This is a genomic window from Dactylosporangium sp. NPDC051087 (assembly GCF_055586325.1).
In genome coordinates, this window is the sequence record NZ_JBVJIJ010000003.1 from 394,025 (window position 1) to 413,035 (window position 19,011).

The following is a 19,011-nucleotide window of genomic DNA, read 5'->3' on the forward strand; positions in this document are numbered from 1 at the left end:
GGATGATCGTCATCGACGCGGCCTCGCCCGTGCCGCCGTTCGAGCAGCTGCGCGCGCAGCTCGCCCGGCAGATCCAGGACCACACCCTCGCCGTGGGCACCCGGCTGCCGACGATCCGCCGGCTGGCCGCGGACCTCGGCCTGGCCGTCAACACCGTCGGCCGGGCCTTCCGCGAGCTGGAGGAGGCGGGGCTGATCGAGACCCGCGGATCAGCCGGCTCGTTCGTGTCCACGGCCGGCGAGCAGGGACGCGAGCGGGCCAGTCGCGCCGCCGCTGAATACGCCGCCGTCATCGCCAGCGTCGGCATCGACACCAACGAGGCCATCCGCATCGTCAGAGCAGCGCTGACCAGCGGCATCGCGGTGTCCACCGACACCCGCGACCCGAAGGAGGCATGACGTGGCCGTGCCCGGCAGCCTTCCCCAGCGCGCATCTTCCTGCTGGCCTGCGATCCGGGCAACGGCAGGGTCGGCGTGGGCACCCACCTGGGCGCCATGCTCCGCGCCGCGGCCCTCGCCGACCTGCACCGGGCCGGCCACCTCACCGACGAACGCGGCCGCGCCGCAGTCGACGTCCGGGACCCCTGCCGCGATCCTGTCCTCGCCGAGGTCCTCGACGAGATCGCCGGCTCCAGGCCGCACAGCTGGCAGTCCTGGATCGGCCGCCGGCAGGGCACCACCTTCAGGGCGGTGCGCCAGCAGCTCGACGACGGCGGCTGGGTCCACCTCCGGCCGCACAGAATGCTCGGACTGTTCCCCACCACCAAGGTGACCACCCGCGACCCCCGCGTCCGCGACGAGCTCCTCGACCGGGTCCGCACCGCCCTGCACGATCCCATCGGCGACCTCGACCCCGCCGACGCCGCACTCGTGGCCATCGTCGCCGCCGGCGGTCTCACGCTCGTCCTCGACCGTGCGACCAGACGCGCCGGCAAACAGCGCATCCAGGAGCTCACCAACCTGAGCGGACCGATCGGCCCCGCCCTGATCAGATCGATCCAGGCAGCCGCGACCGGCGAGATGTAGCCGTTGCCGGCCGCGGACAGGGCCGGCCGGCACGCACCGGCCGGCCCTGTCGCCGTTCAGCAGGTCTTCGTGGTCAGGTAGCGGTTGATGACCTTGCCGTCGGGCTTCACGATCTCGACCTTGGTGAGGGTGGGCGAGTAGCCGCGCCCGGCGATCGTGTAGCAGGGGCTGTCGGAGTCGTTCATGTCGACGTAGCGGCGGACCGAGCCCGCGCCGCAGTTGTAGTAGAACCAGTGCCACTTGCGGGCCCTGGTCTTGTCGGCGGACTCCACCCAGCCCTCGTAGCTCACGTTGACCCCGCACGGGTCCACCCCGGCGAGGGCGGGGGCGGGCACGGCGAGCGCCGCCCCGGTGAGCAACAGTGCGACCGTCGTCGCTGTGATGGCGCGCTTCAGCATGATGTCGATTCCTTTCGTCAGGGTTGAACGGTGCGGGGTCAGCTGCCGTGGCTCGTGTCGAGCCAGACGTTCGTGAGCGGGTGCTGGAACGACCAGACCCCGGTCGTCATGTGTTTGCGCATGTTGAACGCGCGCGCCGGCGTGCCGTAGCCGAGGTACGAGTAGTACTCGTAGGAGCCCTGGTCGTACCAGTGGTACAGCCCCGTGCGCTCGGCGGCGCGCCACGTCTGCGTGCCGACCCAGCCGTCGGTGTCGATGTTCGGGTCCTCGCGCGAGTTGTAGAGCCGCTGCCAGCGGACGGTCGCGCTTGCGGTGTTCGGACCGAACTGCCCGTCGATGTCGCTGTACAGGTTCTCGACCCACAGCATCGACTGCCACAGCCGCACGAGGTTGCCGGTGTTGACGCATGAACTGACCTGGCACAGTTGATCGTTGTCGCTCCAGCCGCCGGTGACGACGTGGGCCGACGCGGCACCCGGCGTGCCGAGAGCGATGCCCAGCACCGTGGCCAGCACGACCGCCGTGCGCGTGGCGGCCCCTGTGAACCTGCCTTGCATGAGGTGCTCCGTTCCCGGGGGACGTATCGGATGCCCTGCGCTCCCCCGTAGCACAGGGCACGACCGTCGCCGGCGACCGAGATCGTCCGGCGGGTTCACGATCGGCGCCGCGGAGGATGTCCGACAGGGGCGGCCGCGTCCGGACAAACAACACCGGACAAACGCCACGGCACGCGCTGATGCCGGTGCGGGGGGAGGAGCGTCACGCCCATGGCACGAGCCGGGCAACCGCTCGACGGGTTGTCCGGGGAGGTCGCGAAGTTGTCCGGCAAGGATGCCCGGACGGGACCCGGTGAACGGCGTTCGGCGGCCTGACCGCTGTGTCAGGCCGCCGATGCGCGTGTGTTTCGAATGCCGTTCAGATGTCGGAGCCGTCGTGCCCCTTGCGGCCGCTGTGTCCCCTTGCGAGGGTCCGGAGGGCTCGGACGCCCGCCGGGGGCCAAACCGGGCCGGTCGGCCACGTCGCGCGGGTCAGACTGGTGAACTCGGCGCGGACGAGGTCGTCGTCATGGCTGACGAGGTCGGTGAACGCCTCGTCGAATCCCCGGTCCCACTCCGGGGAGAGCCCGGTGTGCATCGCGGATCACCACCTCTGTGTCCCCGCTGTCCCCGCTGTGCGGGTCAGTTGTCGAGGACCTTCTGCTCCCGTTCGGAGTGACCGCCCACCGTGATCTTGCGGGGCTTGGCCTTCTCGGCGATCGGGATACGCAGGGCGAGGACGCCGTTGTGATACGTGGCGTCGATGCGGTCCGTATCGAGGGCGTCGCCGAGGAACATCTGCCGGGAGAAGACGCCGAGCGGCCGCTCAGTCAGGGTCGCCTGGGCCTGGTCGCCGAGGTCGACGGGGCGCCGCTCCGCGCGGACGGTCAGCACGTTGCGCTCGACGTCGATGTCGATCGCGTCCTTGTCCACGCCGGGCAGGTCGAACACGATCACGAACTCGTCGCCGTTGCGGTACGCATCGGCCGGCATGGTCGTCGGCCTGGACCACGTGCCGGTCGACGGGGCGCCGAACAGCTGCTGGGCGAGCCGGTTGACCTCGGTGAAGGGTTCGCTGCGCATCAACATTGGGGCCACCTCCTGGGTCTCGACTGATCGGTCAATGCGCGATACATTGTTTGTAACACGTCATCGGTTCGATGACAAGTCAGATGTCAACGAACTGATGACAATCCTTGCCGAGAGAAGCGGATCAGCCCGATGACCAGCCAGAAGACGGCGCTGACCGCGGCGGTCGCCGTCGTCGCCGCGATGACCGAACGCGTCTCGACCATTGCTGCTCCCGGAGCGGACACCGCCACGGAGGATCGGCTGGAGGAGCGGCCGGAGATGGGAGCGGGCGCGGGGGCAGGGACCGGTGCGAGGGCTGAGTCGGGCGCGGGGGCAGGCGCAGGGGCAACGACGAGTTCCGGAGATGGTGCGGGTGCAGGGGTCGGTGGGCGCGGCGGTGCGCAAGGTCGGTCCGGTGAAGCCGCGCCGGTCGACCCGGCCGCCGTTCTCGAGGCGCTGGTGCTGCTGCGGTGGGTGCAGGAGCGGCTCGCCGAGGCGGAGCCGGTGCTGATCGCCGCGGCCAGGGGCGCCGGCGTGAGCTGGCAGGCCATCGCGCCCGCCCTCGGAGTGGCGAGCAGGCAGGCGGCGGAGCGGCGGTATCTGCGTGCCGCGTCGGTCACCGGCGGCGGCACCCGTGAGGACAGGGTCCGGGCCGAGCGTGACCACCGAGCGGGGGTCCGCGCCGTGGCCCAGTGGAGTGCCGACCACACCGCCGACCTGCGCCGCCTTGCCGGGCAGGTCGCGGGACTGCGGGACGCGCCCGCCGGATCGGCCGCGGACCTTGACCGGCTCCACCGGGCCCTCGCCGACGCCGACGCCACCGCCCTGCCCGCGCTCCTCGCCGCCACCCGCCGACACCTCGACGAGCATCCGGCCCTGGCCGGTCAGGTCGACGAGGTCACCGCCAGCACCGACGCCGTCCTGCGCCGGACCCAGCGGGACCGCGACCGAGGCTGAACGTTCCCGGCCCAGCGTCGTTGGCTAGTGTCCTAGGACGGTCTACGAGGTGTGACGCTGCACGCCCGTCCCACCCTGGCCAGGCGGGCGCGGGGCAGGCGGGCAACGGGACCGCGGGGTGGTCGGCAGGCGTGGCACAGTGCTGGGATGGACGTTGTGGTCGAGCGGGTCGGCAGTGCCACGGACGAGGTCGTCGCGGCGTTCGGGCGGCTGATGCCGCAGCTGTCGCGGTCCGCGGCGCCGCTGGACGCCGCGGCGCTGGAGGCGGTCCTGGCGTGGCCGGGCAACCGGGTGCTGGCGGCGCGGGCCGGCGGCAGGGTCGTCGGGGTGCTGACGCTGGTCCTGTTTCCGGTGCCGACCGGGCTGCGGGCGAGGATCGAGGACGTGGTCGTCGACGAGGCGGCCCGGGGGCACGGTGCCGGGGCGGCGCTGACCCGGGAAGCCGTGCGGCTCGCGCACGCGGAAGGCGCGCGGACCGTCGACCTGACGTCCCGCCCTGACCGGGTCGCCGCGAACCGGCTGTATGAGCGGCTCGGCTTCAAGGCCCGTGACTCCAACGTGTACCGCTTCGCCGGATAGGAGACGACGACAGAGATGGGCGACATCGTCGGCGACGACCCGCTGCGCGACGGGATGCGGTTGTCGGTGCGGCTGCGGTACGACTTCACGGTGACCGACGCGGACCGGCTGCTGGCCGCGGCCCGGCGCATCCACTGCGAGCTGCATCCGGGGGAGACGCCGGAGCAGGCGGAGCTCGTGGTCACCTGTGCCGCGGACGCGTTGTTCGCGGTCCTGGAGCAGATCGGTCTCACCGGTGACGCGCTCGGGGCCCGGCTCGACGGCTACGCGGCCGACGGGTTGGCGGCCGGCGGGTCCCGGGGTCAGGCGGTCATCGACGAGCCGGATCCGTTGCGGGCCGGGTGGGACTGCCTGCGGACCGGGGACGTGTTCGCGCTGCCCGCCGACCGGGACGGGTGAGGGCGGCCCGGATCAGCGGCGCCACCAGTACCGTGGCGGCACCGGCGAACGCGATGGCCACCGCCGGTGAGGTCAGCTCCGCGACGGCGCCGAACACGAGCGGCCCGACGCCCTGCAGGGCCATCATGCCGGTGGAGAGCAGGGCGAAGAGCTGGCCGCGGCGGTCCTGCGGGGCGGCTTCGAGGAAGGCACGCTGCAGGCCGAGGCCGTAGGCGAAGCCGGTGCCGGCCACGACGAGCAGCCCGACGAGGACCGGCAGTGGCGGTGCGGCCAGGACGGCGACGAGCGGCCCGCCGAGGACGACGAGGAACGGCGCGGACAGCCGCTCCCGCAGGCTCGGCCGCAGGAACCGGCCGGCGACGAAGTTGCCGAGCAGCATGCCGACGGCGGGTGCGGCCATGAGGACCGCGCCGGTGCCGGGCGGGAGGCCGCGGCTGCCGGCGTACGCGACGAGGAGCGCCTCACCGCTCGCGACGAACGCCGACGGCAGCCACTGCGCGAGCAGGAGCCGCCGGACCGTGCGGTCCCCGAGCAGCGCACCCGCACCGGCCAGGCTGTCGCGCACCGCACCACCGCGAGCCGGCGCGACGCCGGCGCCGGCAGCGCTGCCCGGACCGCTGCCCGGACCGCTGCCCGGACCGCTGCCCGGACCGGTGACCGCGGACGAGCCAACGACGGTTGAAGCGGCGGCGGCCGGAGCAGCCGCGGACGAGCCGCCGACGGTTGAAGCGGCCGCGGACGGGCCGCCGACGGTTGAAGCGGCGGCGGTTGGAGCAGCCGCGGACGAGCCGCCGACGGTTGAAGCGGCCGCGGTTGGAGCGGCGGCGGACGGGTCCGCGACAGCCGGATCAGCGATGCTGGCCGCTCCACCAAGGGTTGAAGCGGCGGCGGCCGGAGCGGCGGCGGAAGAGCCGGCGGCAGACGGACGGGCGGTGGAAGGCAGGCCGTAGCGGACCGCGACGGCGGCGGCGACGTGGCAGGCGGCGGCGAACAGCAGCGCCGGGCGCGGACCCGCGGCGGCCACGGCGATCCCGCCCCCGGCCAGGCCGAGCAGCTGCGCGGCGGACGAGGACATGTTCGACACCGAACGGCCGAGGACGTAGGCGTCGCCGGTGAGCCGTTCGGCGATGACCCGGGCGGCCGAGCCGGCGAACACCGGCGTACCGCAGGCGATCACCGCGACCAGGGTCAGGCTCACCGCGACGGGCAGGTCGAGCAGTCCCAGCGCCGCCGCGAGCAACGCCTCCACCGCGTAACCCGCGACGATGAGCGGCCGCGGCCGGAGGCGGTCGGTCAGGGCGCCGAGCAGCAGCCCGCCGACGACCTGCGGCAGGAACCCGGCACCGAACGCGAGCGCGCTCAGCAGCGGCGACCCGGTGCCCGCGTAGACGAGGACGGACAGCGCGAAGATCTGCAGCGAGTTCGCGCCGATCGCCAGGGTCCGCGCGACGAACAGGGCGCGGAACGACGGCTCCGCGAACACCTCGCGGTAGGTGGCCGGGCGGTCGACGACGGTCATGCCACGAGCCTGCGGGTGCGCGCCGGCGGCCACGAATGATTCGCCACAGGGCGTAAGGTCGAGGGATGCTGCGGTTCGTGGTCGGGGCCGAGGACCTGCTGCGCACCCGGTTCGCCCTGTCGCCGGTGTTCGAGCTGCACCATCTGCTCCGCGCGCTGAGCAGCCCGCATCGGCAGGGCGTGCCGGAGGCGTGGCTGGCGCGGCTGCGGCCACGGTTCGCGCCGCTGCGGCAGGACCCGGCCCTGGAGGCGGTCCTGGCGCTGCACCTGCCCGGGTCGGGTGCCACGTTCTTCTCGCCGCCGCCGCGCGACCTGGGGCAGGGCATCGACGACGACCTCGCGGCCATGCGCGCCGCTCCTGCCGCCGGGGTGCGGGACGAGATCGCCTTCTACCTGCGGGGCCGCCGTGACGTGTCCGACGCGGCGAGGGCGGTGCTGACCGGGCCGGACGCCGTCGACCGGCTCGCCGGCCTGCTGGCCGCCGCGTGGGAGGCGCTGCTCGCCGACGACTGGCCGCGGCTGCGGCTGCTGTGCGAGCGCGACGTCGTGCACCGCGTCGGCGAGCTCGGCCGGGCCGGCTGGGCCGCCGCTCTCGCCGGTCTGCACCCGAAGGTCCAGTGGCGCGACGGCGGCATCGACGTGCGCGTCCGTGCCCGCCGCGAGACCGCGCTCGCCGGGGAAGGTCTTCTGCTGGTCCCGTCGGTGTTCGTGTGGCCGGACATCGCCGTGTACTCCGACGACCCGTGGCCCAAGGCGATCGTCTACCCGGCGCGCGGCGTCGGCACGCTGCTGGAGCACGGCCCGCCGGAGGCGCCGGCGCACCTGTCGGCGCTGCTCGGCCGGTCCCGGGCGCTGCTGCTGGCGACCCTCGCCGACCCGGCCAGCACGAGTCAGCTCGCCCGCGCGTACGGCATGGCGACCGGCGCCGTCGGCGACCACCTCGCGGTCCTGCACCGCTCCGGCCTCGTCGAGCGGGCCCGGTCGGGGCGGTCCGTGCTGTACCGCCGCACCCCGCTCGGCGACGCGCTGACCGGGGGCTAAGGCGTGTTTAGTCAGTGGATGCCGGGCTGCGGCCCCGATGACCAGACACGCCTTAGCTCGGGTCGCGGCCGATGAAGGCGAGCAGCCGGGTCTGGGCGTCGGCGTCGGCGGGGACCTCGACGCGTGCGCCGTAGTGGCCGCTGCCGCGCATCGCGTCCTCCATCGGCAGCATCCCCTCGAGCATCGCCGCGCAGCGGTCCTGGTCGAGGCGCTCGTCCTGGCCGGTGGCGCGGGCCAGGTCCCACGTGTGCATGAAGACGTCGGCGGTGTAGAACTGGCTGATCGCCGCGTCGAGCGGGAGGTCGCCGATGTGCGGGTTGGACAGGACGCGGCCGGCGCAGGACGGGTCGTCGAGGACAGCCTGGACGCCGTCGTTGTGCACCTGCCAGGCGGCGACCGGGTCGTCGGCGACCTTCGGGCCCTGCGGCAGGTCGATGCCGGCGCCGGCGCGCAGGAAGCCGGGGAACCACTCGACGAGATGCCCGACGACGTCGCGGGCCACCCAGCCCTCGCACGGCGCCGGGTTGTCCCAGCCGCCGGCCGGCACGCCACGGACCAGCTCGGTGAACCTGCCGGCGATGCTCCGGTGTTCTTCCGCTGCACTCATCCGGTCACGCTAACGCCTGTCGACGGCCGGTGGTGGCCCGTTGACCGGAACGTGAACCGTTTGAGGATCCGGGCGCGGGGAAACCATGCACGCAGACAAATATTGTCGGACCGCATGTATCGGAGGAGCAGCCATGCCCTGGGTCAGAGGACATTACGCACGGCCCCCACGTGGCCGCCGGGGACCCGTGGGCGCCGGGGCGATCATCGCCATCGCGGTGGTCATCTTCGTCGTGATCTACCTGCTCACCCGCTGAGGTCGTGATCTACCTGCTCACCCGCTGAGCAGGCCCGACGGCGAAAACGGCGAACGCGGTCAGCGGACCACCAGCTGGACGAGCAGCAGGTGCCCGTTGTGCGTCTCGATCTCGAACATGCCGGTCGTGTCGGCGCGGAACTCCAGCGTCGCCGGGCGGCCCGGCTCGAGGACGGCGCGCCGGTCGTAGCCGTGGACGTGCAGCTCGTCCGGCGCGTCGGAGGTGACGGTCAGCCGGATGGTGCTGCCCTTGCCGACCTCGACGCGCCCGACGGGCGGCTCGGCCCGGCCGCCGGTGATGGTGACGCTGATCGACCGGTCCTGCGGCGCGGTGCCCGGATCGGCGGAGCTGCCGCGGTACAGCAGCGTGACGACGATCCCGGCGACGACGAGGACGGCGACGGCCATGATCCGGTAGACGGTGTCACGGGACCGGGCGGGGGTGGCGGTGGTGGTCACGGCGGATCCTTCAACGGGAGCACGGCAAGGGCGCCCCGGCCGCCGCGCCGGAGGTGAACGGGCCTCAGCGTAGCGGCCCGCCCGGGTCCACCGCGAGGGTCAGTTGCGCCGGCGCCGGGTCCGCATGACGATGCCGCCGAGGACCAGCAGCACCGCGAGCCCGCCGAGCGCCGCCCACCACAGCCCGGCGTCGGAGCCGCTGTCGCTCGACGCCGGGTCCGTCGCCACGGTCGGCGCGGCGGCGGTGGCCGACGAGGCGGCGGGCGAGGGCGAGGGTGACGGCGAGGCGGACGGCGACGGGGCGGGTGCCGCGTTGGTGAACGTGAACTGGCCTTCGAGCGGGTGCCCGTCGCCGGCGGCGGTCCGCCAGACGACCGTGACCGGCCCCGGTGGCAGCGCCTTCACCGGCTGGCTGAGGGTCTTGTCGACCGACTTCGGTGCCCCGTCGCTGTAGGAGACACCGTCCGCGCCGGTGACCACGATCGTGCTGAACTGCTGCTTCACCATCTCCGTGAACGTCAGCGTCACCGCCGTCAGCGGCGCGGTGACCGTGGCGCCCTTGGCCGGGTCGCTCTTGACGAGGGTGGTGTGCGCCCAGGCCGGCGCCGGGGTCAGCAGCATCAACAACGCCGTCGTGGCGGCGGCGGCCAGGCTCGCGCGGAGCGTCACGTGCAGTCGCATACGCCAATCCTGGACCCTGCGCCCACCGAACCGTCGCACGGGGTCCGGTAGGGGGTCGCCGGGAACTTTCCGAGCGGCGGGCCCGACCAACTCGTGGAAGGATCACCCGTTGACGTGAAGGATCGCTGATGTCGTTGCGCAACCGTGGACTGCTCGCCGCCGGCGCGCTGCTCGTGCTCACCCTGACCGCCTGCGGCACCGGGGCGGCGCCGGTCGCCGGGGCGGACCCGGGCCAGGCCACGATCATGGTGAAGGACCCGTGGGTGAAGACGGCGAAGTCCGGGATGTCCGCGGCGTACGGCACGGTGCTCAATCCGACCGGCAAGGATGTCGTCGTGGTGTCGGCCACCTCCACCGCGTCGGCCAAGATGGAGCTGCACGAGACGACCACCGTCGACGGGATGATGGCGATGCGACCGAAGGACGGCGGGTTCGTCATCCCCGCCAACGGCAGCCACGAGTTCAAGCCCGGCGGTGACCACCTGATGCTGATGGACGTGACGACCGAGGTGAAGGCCGGTGACCAGGTGAGCTTCACCCTCACCCTGCAGGATGGCGGGACGGTGTCGTTCACCGCGATCGGCAAGGACTTCGCCGCCGGCAACGAGTCCTACATGCCCGGCATGGGCTGACATGAGCGAGCACTTACCAGCGCCCGGCGCCGGCCAGGTCAGCAGGCGTGCGCTGCTGACCGGCGGCGCCGTGACCGCCGCGGCGACGGCCGGAGCGGTCGCCGTCGGTGCCGCCGTGCTCGTCGGCGGCGACGGCACGAGCACCGCCCCGCCGCCGAAGGACGTGCGTTACGGCGGGCAGATGGTGCCCTTTCACGGTCCGCACCAGGCGGGGGTCGCGACCCCAGCGCAGGCACACGGCGTGTTCGTCGCGCTGGACCTGGCCGCGGGTGTCGACCGGGCCGCGCTGCGCCGGCTGATGCTGCTGCTGTCCGACGACGCGGCCCGCCTCACCCAGGGCCGTGCGCCGCTCGCCGACGGCCAGCCGGAGCTCGCCCAGGTGCCGGCCCGGCTCACCGTCACGTTCGGCTTCGGCCCGCGCCTGTTCGACGTGGCCGGGCTCGCCGACCAGCGGCCGGCGAGCCTGCAGCAGCTCCCCGCGTTCAAGATCGACAAGCTGCAGGACCGGTGGAGCGGCGGGGACCTGCTGCTGCAGATCTGCGCCGACGACCCGCTGACCGTCGCGCACGCCCAGCGGATGCTGGTCAAGGACAGCCGCTCGTTCGCCACCGTGCGGTGGGTGCAGCGCGGCTTCCGCCGGGCGCACGCCATGCAGGACGACGGCGTCACCCAGCGCAACGTCCTCGGCCAGCTCGACGGCACCGGCAACCCGGCGCCCGGCACCGACGTGTTCGCCGGCGCGGTCTGGTGCTCGGCCGCCGACGGCGGCCCGGCGTGGCTGCACGGCGGCACGACCGTCGTGCTGCGCCGGATCCGGGCGGAGCTGGAGTCGTGGGACGCCGCCGACACCGCAGGCAAGGAGTTCGCGGTCGGCCGCCGGCTGTCCGACGGCGCGCCGCTGACCGGCCGGCACGAGCAGGACCCTCCGGACTTCACGGCCAAGAACCACCTCGGGCTGACCGTGATCTCCGAGTTCTCGCACGTCGCCCGCGCGCACGTGACCGGCGACCGGCAGCGGATCTTCCGCCGGCCGTACAACTACGACGAGCCGCCGGGCGCCGACGGCACCGCCGACTGCGGGCTGATCTTCGCCTCGTTCCAGCGCGACGTCGGCAACCAGTTCCTGCCGATCCAGCGCAACCTCGCGGAGGCCGACCTGCTCAACGAATGGGTGACCCCGATCGGCTCCGCGGTCTTCGCGGTGCCGCCGGGCTGCGAGCCCGGCGGCTGGGTCGGTCAGACCCTCCTCGGCCGCGCCTGATCCCCAGCCGGTCCTCCGCCGGTCCTCCGCCGGTCCTCCGCCGGTCCTCCGCCGGTCCTCCGCCGGGGCGGAGGATCAGCAGCCTTCCCAGGCCAGCAGCTTGGCGGTGATACCGGCCCCGATCATCGAGCGGCCGTCCGGGCCGACCCAGGAAACCCAGGCGGAGTCGGATCTGATGTCCGGCAGCGGAAACACCGCGCCGTCGCGCCAGACCGCCGGCCAGCCGGTGCCGTCTTGCGCGCCGGCGACCACGCCCGACGCGCCGATCGACATCACGCCGTCGAGGCCGGTCAGCCGCTCGACGGCGCCGGTGCGCAGGTTCCACCGCGCGTCGTCGTCGGGCATGGAGGTCGTGCCGTCCTCGGTGAGCTCGGCCGTCACCGGGCCGGCCACCCAGTCGCCGGTGAACACCGCCGCCTCGGCGACCAGGAACCCGGCGGGGACGGTCAGCGGCTTCGCGGTGCCGTCCGGCAGCCAGAAGAACCCGTGCCGGACCTGTCCGGCGTTGCCGGCCACGACCCCGTCGTCGTTGATACCGACCGCGCTGGTCCAGCGGTCGCCGACGGTCAGCAGCGTCGGAGCCGCCGCCCCGGCCCGCCACAGGACCGCCCGGGTGCTGCGGTCCGCGAACGTGGCCGTGCCGACGACGTCACCCCGTGTGTTGATCCCGTCGGCGACCGTCGCCGTCGCGGACTCCGGCTTCGGCAGTGCGGTCACCACGCCGTCGCGCACGAGGACGGCCTGCTCGCGGCCGGCGGGCCCGCGCAGCCACCCGACGACCACCCCGGCGGCGTTGATGCCGGACGGCTGGAACTCGGCGTCGACCGGTAGCTGTCGCGGCTGCCCCCGGTCGAGCCACAGCATTGCCGGCAGCGACTGCCCGCGGTCGTAGCGCCGCGCCACCAGATGCCGTCCCGCCGGGTCGACGACGGCCCGGTCCAGGTCGCCGATGTCCGCCGTCATCGGCAGCGGCGAGGGCGTGCACCCGCTCGGCGCCACCGTCCGCGGCGCTTTCGACGGGTCCGGAACCGGATCCTGGGGTGCCTGGCAGGCGGCGCCGGCGATCGCCACCACCGCCAGCGCTCCGGCGGCCACCAGGGCACGGCGGCGCCGCCCCGTCACATCAGCTGACATCCGCGTCGTCTCCCTCGTGCCGGCACATCTCCCCGGTAGACGCACGCGACCGTCTCCGCGGTTTAGGTCATCTTTGCCGCCGGCCGCCCCGCTCCCGCACGGTGGTGGAACTGAGCAAGATTTTGCATATCTCAATGTCCGGTTCGTGTCCTACAGTGGGCTTCTGCTCATAGAGCGCCACCTTTACGGATACAAGTCTTTACTTTTGTTCGGTCCGTGCATAAGTTGGCTGGAGATCGACGAAAGTGGATCGATTGCCCGGCGCGACGGGGAAGCCGTAAGCCTGCCACCGCCCTTTCCGGTCGCGGTGCGAACAATCCTGCCCCGCGCGCGAGACCGAAGGGGGATGGATGTTCCGCCGACTCACGTCGCGCAGGTCGATGCTGGTGGGAGGCGCCTTAGCGGCGTCGGCGGCCGGCCTCGGCACCGCGTTCACGCCGGGCGCCGCCCGGTCGTCGCGGCAGGCCTACCACCCGGTGCTGGCGGTGGGGGCGACCCGCCGCGTGACGATCTACGCCGAGGCGCTGCCCGGCAACCTGTACGGCTACGGCCTCGCACCCGGCCAGGCCACCGTCCCCGGGCCCACGCTGGAGATGTACGAGGGTGACACCCTCGAGGTCACGCTCGTCAACACCACCAACCAGCGGCTGTCGATCCATCCGCACGGCGTCGACTACAGCACCGAGTCCGACGGCAGCCCGCTGCACAACTCGTTCAACAACCCCGGCGAGACCAGGACCTACACGTGGCGGTCGCACGAGATGACCGCCGCGGCCGGCCGGCGGTACATGCCCGGCAGCGCCGGCTACTGGCACTACCACGACCACGCGATGGGCACCGACCACGGCACCGGCGGCGTCGCCCGCGGGCTCTACGGGGCGCTGACCGTCCGCCGGCGCGGCGACATCCTGCCGGACAAGCAGTTCACCGTCGTCTTCAACGAGATGATGATCAACAACAAGGTGGCCCCGGACACGCCGATGTTCGAGGCCAATCTCGGGCAGCGCGTCGAGTGGACCGCCATCGGCCACGGCAACCTCTTCCACACGTTCCACCTGCACGCCCACCGGTGGGCGGACAACCGCACCGGGATGCTCGAAGGTCCCGCCGACCCGAGCCTCGTCATCGACAACAAGGACCTCAACCCGGGCAGCTCGTTCGGTTTCCAGGTGCTCGCCGGCGAGGCCGTCGGCCCGGGCGCCTGGATGTACCACTGCCACGTCCAGTCCCACTCCGACATGGGGATGGCAGGCCTGTTCCTGGTGCGCAACGCCGACGGCAGCATGCCTGCCGGCGCCCAGGAGGCCATCGACCGCTTCCACGGCCACGTGCACAACCCCGCCGCCGCTGCTGCCCAGCCGCACGTCCACGTGCACGGCGGCTGACCCACCGACGAAGGAGCCTCATGAGGTTCAAAACCTGGCGGCGCCCGCTCGCCGCCGCCGTCGCGCTGACCTTGTTGCAGACAGTCCCGCTCGCGTCCACCGCCGCCGCCGCGGCCCCGGCCGCCGCACCGCAGAACGTCGACGTCCTGCTCTTCCACGGCCCGGCCGCCGAGCAGCAGGACCCCGTCGCCCGCGCCGCCGCCGAGATCACCGAGGTCGCCCAGGACGGCGGCATCACGGTGACCGCCTCGTCCGACCCCGCCGTCTTCACCGCCGCCAACCTCCTCAAATACCGCGGCATCGTCTTCCTGTCCGCCACCGGCGCCGTGCTCAACCGCGACCAGGAGACGGCACTGCAGGCCTACGTCAAGGCCGGCGGCGGCTTCCTCGGCATCGGCGACGCCGCCAAGGCCCAGCCGGACTCGACCTGGTTCACCGGACTCATCGGCACCCGCCCGGTCGGCGCGATCCCCAACGCGCTGCCGGTGAGCGCGGTGACCGCCAGCGCCGAGAACCCGCCCAACGAGACGAAGGAGAAGCTCACCGACGGCAACTCCGGCACCAAGTGGCTGACGTTCGCCACGACCGGCTGGGTGGGGTACCAGCTGACCACCCCCGCGGCGGTGAACGGCTACGCGCTGACGTCGGCCAACGACTTCCCCGGCCGCGACCCGAAGGACTGGACGCTGCAGGGCTCCACCGACGGCACGACCTGGGTCGACCTCGACCGGCGCACCGGGCAGACGTTCGGCGAACGCCTCCAGACGCGCAGGTTCGACGTCGCCAACACGACCGTGTACCCGCGGTACCGGCTGAACATCACCGCCAACAGCGGCGAGCCGCTCATCCAGCTCGCCGACCTGCGCCTGTTCGCCGGCGACGCCGAGCCGCCCGCCCCGCCGGCGGTGCAGCAGGGCGTCGTCGACGTCCTCGACCGGCAGCACCCGTCGACCGCGACGCTGCCGCTCAAACTGACCCGCTCCGACCGCTGGTACAACTGGGACCCGAACCCGGTCGGCACCGTGCACACCGTCGCGCAGGTCGAGGAGTGGAAGCACGACGCCGGTTCCGGTGCCAACGGCCCGTTCCACCCGGTGTCGTGGTGCCGCGACTACGACGGCGGCCGGTCCTTCTACACCGGCATGGGCCACACCGAGGGCAGCTACGACGAGCGGGACTTCCGCGCCCACCTCGGCGGCGCGCTCCGCTGGACGACCGGCATCGTGCGCGGCGACTGCCAGGCCACGATCGCCGCGAACTACCGCGTCGAGCGGCTCACCGCCGCCAACCAGACCGGCCAGCTCGACCAGATCGGCGAGGCGCACGGCCTCACCGTCGCACCCGACGGGTCGATCTTCTACGTCGGCAAGGCCGCCTGCCCGAGCGGCCCGGTCGTCGACTGGGCCAACCCGAACGTCGGGCTCGGCTGCGGCACCATCCACCGCTACGACCCGGCGGCGAAGACCGTCAAGCTCCTCACCACCCTGCCGGTGATGGGCAACCGGGGCAGCGGCTCGGAACTGGTGAAGAACGAGGAAGGGCTCCTCGGCGTCGTCGCCGACCCCGGCTTCGCGCAGAACGGCTGGCTGTACGTGTACTGGATGCCGCACGCGTCGATCAACCGGGACACCCGGATCGGCCAGCGGACCATCTCCCGGTTCACCTACGACAAGGCCGCGCAGAGCATCGACCAGGCCACCCGCAAGGACCTGATCCAGTGGCCGGTGCAGATCCACAGCTGCTGCCACGCCGGCGGCGGGATGGCCTTCGACGAGGCCGGCAACCTGTACGTCGGGTCCGGCGACAGCAACTCCTCCGAGGGCTCCAGCGGCTACTCCGGCAACAACTGGACCGCCGAGTTCGCGGGCACCTCGTTCCAGGACGCGCGGCGCACCGCCGGCAACACGAACGACCTCAACGGCAAGATCCTGCGCATCCACCCGGAGCCGGCAGGCACGTACACGATCCCGGCCGGGAACCTGTTCGCGCCGGGCACCGACAAGACCCGCCCGGAGATCTACGTGATGGGCGTGCGCAACATCTCCCGGCTGCAGTGGGACCCGGTCCGCAACTGGCTGACCGCGGCGTGGGTCGGCCCGGACGCGGCGTCGCCGAGCCCGACGCTCGGGCCCGCGAAGTACGAGACCGCGACCGTCATCACCGAGGCCGGCAACCACGGCTGGCCCTACTGCATGGGCAACCGGCAGCCGTACCGCGACCGCAGCAACACCGACGCGTCGGTGCTGACGGGCTGGTACGACTGCGCCAACCCGAAGAACACCTCGCCGCGCAACACCGGCCTGGTGGACCTGCCGCCGGTGAAGAACAACATGATCTGGTACTCGCCGGACGGCGGCGGCCCGGTGTTCCCGGCGCGCGCCGACGGCAGCGGCATCCCCACCTACGTCGCCGCCGACGCCACCTACACGCAGCCGTACCTGCGCGGCGGCGGGCAGGCCGTCATGTCCGGCCCGTCCTACCACCGCGAGCTGGTCAACACGAGCAGCGGCGTGGCATGGCCGGCGTACTGGGACGGCAAGTGGTTCATCGGCGACGAGTCCAACGCCAGCAACCGCATCGCCGTGACCGTCGACCCCGCCGGGGTGCCCACGGCCGCGCCGCCGGTGTTCGCCGAGTCGCTGCGGGCGATCATCCCGTCCGGCAGCGGCGACAACCGCCTGCAGTCGTGGATGGACGCCAAGTTCGGTGCGGACGGTGCGCTCTACCTGCTCGACTACGGCGGCGGCTTCTTCACCCTGCACGCCAACCAGAAGCTCATCCGGGTGGCGTACCAGGGCGGCCCGGCGACCCCGGTGCCGGCGGCGACCGCGGTGGCGGTGCAGAACAAGCCGCTCACGTACGCGTTCAACGGCTCCCGTTCCGGCGGTGTCTCGTGGCGCTGGGACTTCGGCGACGGCGGCACGTCCACCGAGGCCGACCCGCGGCACGTCTACGCCCGGACCGGCTCCTACACCGCGCGGCTGACCGTCACGTACGCCGACGGCACGACGGCCGAGGTCCGCACCACCGTCGAGGTCGACTGCGCCGTGCCGGACAGCCGTGCCACGGTCCACGTCGGCGACACCGACACCGGCGTCGCGAACAAGGTCGCCGGCGGGCACTGCACCGTCAACGACCTCATCGACGACGAGAGCACCTGGGCCGAGCACGACAGCTTCGTGCGGCACGTCTCCGCCGTCGCCGACCGGCTCGTCGCCGACCGGGTGCTGACCGCCCGGGAGGCCGGGACGCTCACCCGTACCGCCGCAGCGTCACCGATCGGACGGACCGGCGTCACCGGTTACGAACCGATCTTCGACGGCACCCCGGAGTCGTTGCGGGCCTGGGTGCAGGCACCGTCCGGGCAGTTCGTGCTCCAGCCCGACGGGACGCTGCGCTCCGACGGCGGTCTCGGGATGCTCTGGTACGGCGCCCGCCCGTTCGGCGACTTCTCGCTCAAGCTCCAGTTCCGCGACATGGCGACGGGCACGAGCCGGGCCAACAGCGGCGTCTTCGCCCGCTTCCCCGACCCGCGGACGCCGCTGGAGCAGCGGCCCGCCGGCAGCTGCGGGACCGTCGGGTCGGCACGCACGTCACCGGCCTGGGTCGCCATCTACTGCGGGCACGAGATCCAGCTGTACGACGGCGACACCGGCGAACCGCAGAAGACCGGCTCCATCTACAACTTCGACCCGGTGCCGATGAGCGGCGCCGGTGCCACCGCCAAGGGCGTGTGGAACGACTACGAGGTCCGCGTCGTCGGACAGCACTACACGATCTCGAGGAACGGTGTGGTCATCAACGAATTCGACAACACGCCCGGCAAGCAGTCCTCGCGGGCCGGCGACCCGTCCACCGACCTGCGGCAGTTCACCAGCGGCTTCCTCGGCCTGCAGAACCACGGCACGAGCGACGTCATGGACTTCCGCAACCTGCGGGTGAGGTCGCTGTGATCCTCCGCCGGGCCCTGCTGGCCCTCACCCTGCTGGCCGCGGTCCTGGTCGCGCCCCCGTCCACGGCCTTCGCCGCCGACCAGGTGCTGACGTGGACGACCAGCGGCGCGATCACCGGCTACCAGACGGCGCCGACACGGGCCGTCGCCGGGGCGGCCACCATCGTGTTCGAGAACAGCGAGGCGACCGGCAACACCACCGGGATGCCGCACACGCTCACCTTCGACACGTCGACGCCGGGCTACAACCACGACGTCGACGTCAACATCCTCGCCAACCCGTTCGACGCCAGCAACGGGCGGCACGAGCTGTCCGTGACGCTGACGCCCGGCCGGTACCGCTACTTCTGCACGATCCCGGGCCACAGCCTGATGGTCGGCGAGTTCGTGGTCACCGACGGCGGCGGCGGGGACACCACCCCGCCGACGGTCACCGCGACCGTCACCGGCGCCACGGCCAAGACCGTCACGATCACCGCGACCGACACCGGCTCCGGGGTGGCGTCGGTGGAGTACCAGCTCGACGACACCGGCTTCGAGCCGTACACCGCCCCGGTGGTGGTGACCGCGGCCGGTGACCACTCGGTGCAGTACCGGGCGACGGACGTCGCGGGCAACACGTCGGCGACCGGGTCGGTGGCGTTCAGCGTCACCGACCCCGGCCCGGTGGACACCACCCCGCCGACGGTCACGGCCGCGGTGACCGGTACCCGTGACGGCGCCGGCAGCTATGTCGGCTCGGCTACGGTGACGGTCACGGCGACGGATGCCGGCTCGGGGGTGGCGCGGGTCGAGACGCAGACCGACGGTGGTGCGTGGGTGGTGTACTCGGCGCCGGTCGTCGTCTCGGCGGTCGGTGCGCACATGGTGCACTACCGGGCCACCGACGTCGCCGGGAACACCTCCGCCGAGGGCATGGCCTCGTTCACCGTGGTCGCGCCGCCGGTGCAGGACACCACCCCGCCGACGGTCACCGCCGCGGTGACCGGTACCCGTGACGGCGCCGGCAGCTATGTCGGCTCGGCCACGGTGACGGTCACGGCGACGGATGCCGGCTCGGGGGTGGCGCGGGTCGAGACGCAGACCGACGGTGGTGCGTGGGTGGTGTACTCGGCGCCGGT

Annotated in this window: 20 protein-coding genes and 1 pseudogene; 12 read left to right on the forward strand and 9 right to left on the reverse strand. The window is 72.7% G+C overall.

Annotated features, from left to right (window positions below):
• Positions 1 to 2: 2 nt before the first annotated feature.
• Together ACZ6TV_RS08350 and ACZ6TV_RS08355 are read left to right on the forward strand one after the other, a co-directional pair.
• Entirely contained in the window at positions 3 to 398 is a 396-nt protein-coding gene (locus ACZ6TV_RS08350) for a GntR family transcriptional regulator (protein WP_465296496.1), read from the forward strand.
• A 39-nt stretch (positions 399 to 437) separates the two neighbouring features.
• Positions 438 to 1,025 carry a GOLPH3/VPS74 family protein gene (locus ACZ6TV_RS08355; RefSeq protein WP_465296593.1) on the forward strand — a complete coding sequence of 196 codons (588 nt, stop codon included), beginning with the start codon at positions 438 to 440 and terminating at the stop codon, positions 1,023 to 1,025.
• Between the two features lie 56 nt (positions 1,026 to 1,081).
• On the opposite strand, the gene ACZ6TV_RS08360 is transcribed toward ACZ6TV_RS08355, so the two are convergent.
• The 4 genes from ACZ6TV_RS08360 to ACZ6TV_RS08375 all read right to left on the reverse strand — a co-directional run bounded on the left by ACZ6TV_RS08360 (position 1,082) and on the right by ACZ6TV_RS08375 (position 3,048).
• Positions 1,082 to 1,423 (reverse strand): hypothetical protein, encoded by a 342-nt coding sequence (locus tag ACZ6TV_RS08360; RefSeq protein WP_465296497.1) that lies wholly within the window; start codon positions 1,421 to 1,423, stop codon positions 1,082 to 1,084.
• A gap of 38 nt (positions 1,424 to 1,461) precedes the next feature.
• Positions 1,462 to 1,980: a peptidoglycan-binding domain-containing protein gene (locus ACZ6TV_RS08365; protein WP_465296498.1), complete on the reverse strand. Its 519-nt coding sequence runs from the start codon at positions 1,978 to 1,980 to the stop codon at positions 1,462 to 1,464.
• 358 nt (positions 1,981 to 2,338) lie between these two features.
• A complete protein-coding gene (locus tag ACZ6TV_RS08370; protein WP_465296499.1) occupies positions 2,339 to 2,557 on the reverse strand; it encodes a hypothetical protein in 219 nt (72 codons plus the stop codon).
• A 44-nt stretch (positions 2,558 to 2,601) separates the two neighbouring features.
• On the reverse strand, positions 2,602 to 3,048 hold the full coding sequence (locus ACZ6TV_RS08375; protein WP_465296500.1) for an Hsp20/alpha crystallin family protein: 447 nt from the start codon (positions 3,046 to 3,048) through the stop codon (positions 2,602 to 2,604).
• A 441-nt stretch (positions 3,049 to 3,489) separates the two neighbouring features.
• Here ACZ6TV_RS08375 and ACZ6TV_RS08380 point away from each other — a divergent pair, with 441 nt between their 5' ends.
• The 3 genes from ACZ6TV_RS08380 to ACZ6TV_RS08390 are packed head-to-tail and all read left to right on the forward strand — an operon-like array spanning position 3,490 to position 4,965.
• Entirely contained in the window at positions 3,490 to 3,987 is a 498-nt protein-coding gene (locus ACZ6TV_RS08380; RefSeq protein ID WP_465296501.1) for a hypothetical protein, read from the forward strand.
• A gap of 51 nt (positions 3,988 to 4,038) precedes the next feature.
• The gene (locus ACZ6TV_RS08385) at positions 4,039 to 4,566 is read left to right on the forward strand and encodes a GNAT family N-acetyltransferase (RefSeq protein ID WP_465296502.1); all 528 of its coding nucleotides are present in this window, start codon (positions 4,039 to 4,041) and stop codon (positions 4,564 to 4,566) included.
• Between the two features lie 15 nt (positions 4,567 to 4,581).
• Positions 4,582 to 4,965, forward strand: a complete 384-nt coding sequence (locus tag ACZ6TV_RS08390) for a hypothetical protein (protein WP_465296503.1) — start codon at positions 4,582 to 4,584, stop codon at positions 4,963 to 4,965.
• Here the strand turns inward: ACZ6TV_RS08390 and ACZ6TV_RS08395 are convergent.
• A complete protein-coding gene (locus ACZ6TV_RS08395; RefSeq protein WP_465296504.1) occupies positions 4,877 to 6,484 on the reverse strand; it encodes an MFS transporter in 1,608 nt (535 codons plus the stop codon). The two genes, ACZ6TV_RS08390 and ACZ6TV_RS08395, sit on opposite strands and share 89 nt — an antisense overlap.
• Before the next feature lie 65 nt (positions 6,485 to 6,549).
• Between ACZ6TV_RS08395 and ACZ6TV_RS08400 the strand changes: the two genes are divergently transcribed.
• Positions 6,550 to 7,524, forward strand: coding sequence for an ArsR/SmtB family transcription factor (locus tag ACZ6TV_RS08400; protein WP_465296505.1), 975 nt, complete (start codon positions 6,550 to 6,552; stop codon positions 7,522 to 7,524).
• A gap of 52 nt (positions 7,525 to 7,576) precedes the next feature.
• On the opposite strand, the gene ACZ6TV_RS08405 is transcribed toward ACZ6TV_RS08400, so the two are convergent.
• Positions 7,577 to 8,131, reverse strand: a complete 555-nt coding sequence (locus ACZ6TV_RS08405) for a TIGR03086 family metal-binding protein (protein ID WP_465296506.1) — start codon at positions 8,129 to 8,131, stop codon at positions 7,577 to 7,579.
• A 133-nt stretch (positions 8,132 to 8,264) separates the two neighbouring features.
• Between ACZ6TV_RS08405 and ACZ6TV_RS08410 the strand changes: the two genes are divergently transcribed.
• Positions 8,265 to 8,387 (forward strand): hypothetical protein, encoded by a 123-nt coding sequence (locus ACZ6TV_RS08410; protein WP_354783286.1) that lies wholly within the window; start codon positions 8,265 to 8,267, stop codon positions 8,385 to 8,387.
• A gap of 59 nt (positions 8,388 to 8,446) precedes the next feature.
• Here the strand turns inward: ACZ6TV_RS08410 and ACZ6TV_RS08415 are convergent, their stop codons facing one another.
• Together ACZ6TV_RS08415 and ACZ6TV_RS08420 are read right to left on the reverse strand one after the other, a co-directional pair.
• On the reverse strand, positions 8,447 to 8,845 hold the full coding sequence (locus ACZ6TV_RS08415) for a cupredoxin domain-containing protein (RefSeq protein ID WP_465296507.1): 399 nt from the start codon (positions 8,843 to 8,845) through the stop codon (positions 8,447 to 8,449).
• 99 nt (positions 8,846 to 8,944) lie between these two features.
• Positions 8,945 to 9,526 (reverse strand): copper resistance CopC family protein, encoded by a 582-nt coding sequence (locus tag ACZ6TV_RS08420; protein ID WP_465296508.1) that lies wholly within the window; start codon positions 9,524 to 9,526, stop codon positions 8,945 to 8,947.
• 128 nt (positions 9,527 to 9,654) lie between these two features.
• Between ACZ6TV_RS08420 and ACZ6TV_RS08425 the strand changes: the two genes are divergently transcribed.
• A complete protein-coding gene (locus ACZ6TV_RS08425) occupies positions 9,655 to 10,158 on the forward strand; it encodes a copper chaperone PCu(A)C (protein WP_465296509.1) in 504 nt (167 codons plus the stop codon).
• Between the two features lies 1 nt (position 10,159).
• Entirely contained in the window at positions 10,160 to 11,419 is a 1,260-nt protein-coding gene (locus tag ACZ6TV_RS08430; protein WP_465296510.1) for a Dyp-type peroxidase, read from the forward strand.
• A gap of 75 nt (positions 11,420 to 11,494) precedes the next feature.
• Here ACZ6TV_RS08430 and ACZ6TV_RS08435 read toward each other — a convergent pair whose 3' ends face one another.
• Positions 11,495 to 12,553 (reverse strand): hypothetical protein, encoded by a 1,059-nt coding sequence (locus ACZ6TV_RS08435; protein WP_465296511.1) that lies wholly within the window; start codon positions 12,551 to 12,553, stop codon positions 11,495 to 11,497.
• 350 nt (positions 12,554 to 12,903) lie between these two features.
• On the opposite strand from ACZ6TV_RS08435, the gene ACZ6TV_RS08440 reads away from it, so the two are divergent.
• The 3 genes and pseudogenes from ACZ6TV_RS08440 to ACZ6TV_RS08450 all read left to right on the forward strand — a co-directional run.
• A complete protein-coding gene (locus ACZ6TV_RS08440; protein ID WP_465296512.1) occupies positions 12,904 to 13,938 on the forward strand; it encodes a multicopper oxidase domain-containing protein in 1,035 nt (344 codons plus the stop codon).
• Between the two features lie 20 nt (positions 13,939 to 13,958).
• Complete coding sequence (locus tag ACZ6TV_RS08445) at positions 13,959 to 17,891, forward strand: ThuA domain-containing protein (RefSeq protein ID WP_465296513.1); 3,933 nt, start codon at positions 13,959 to 13,961, stop codon at positions 17,889 to 17,891.
• Between the two features lie 80 nt (positions 17,892 to 17,971).
• Positions 17,972 to 19,011, forward strand: a pseudogene (locus tag ACZ6TV_RS08450) (OmpL47-type beta-barrel domain-containing protein); the annotation flags it as partial.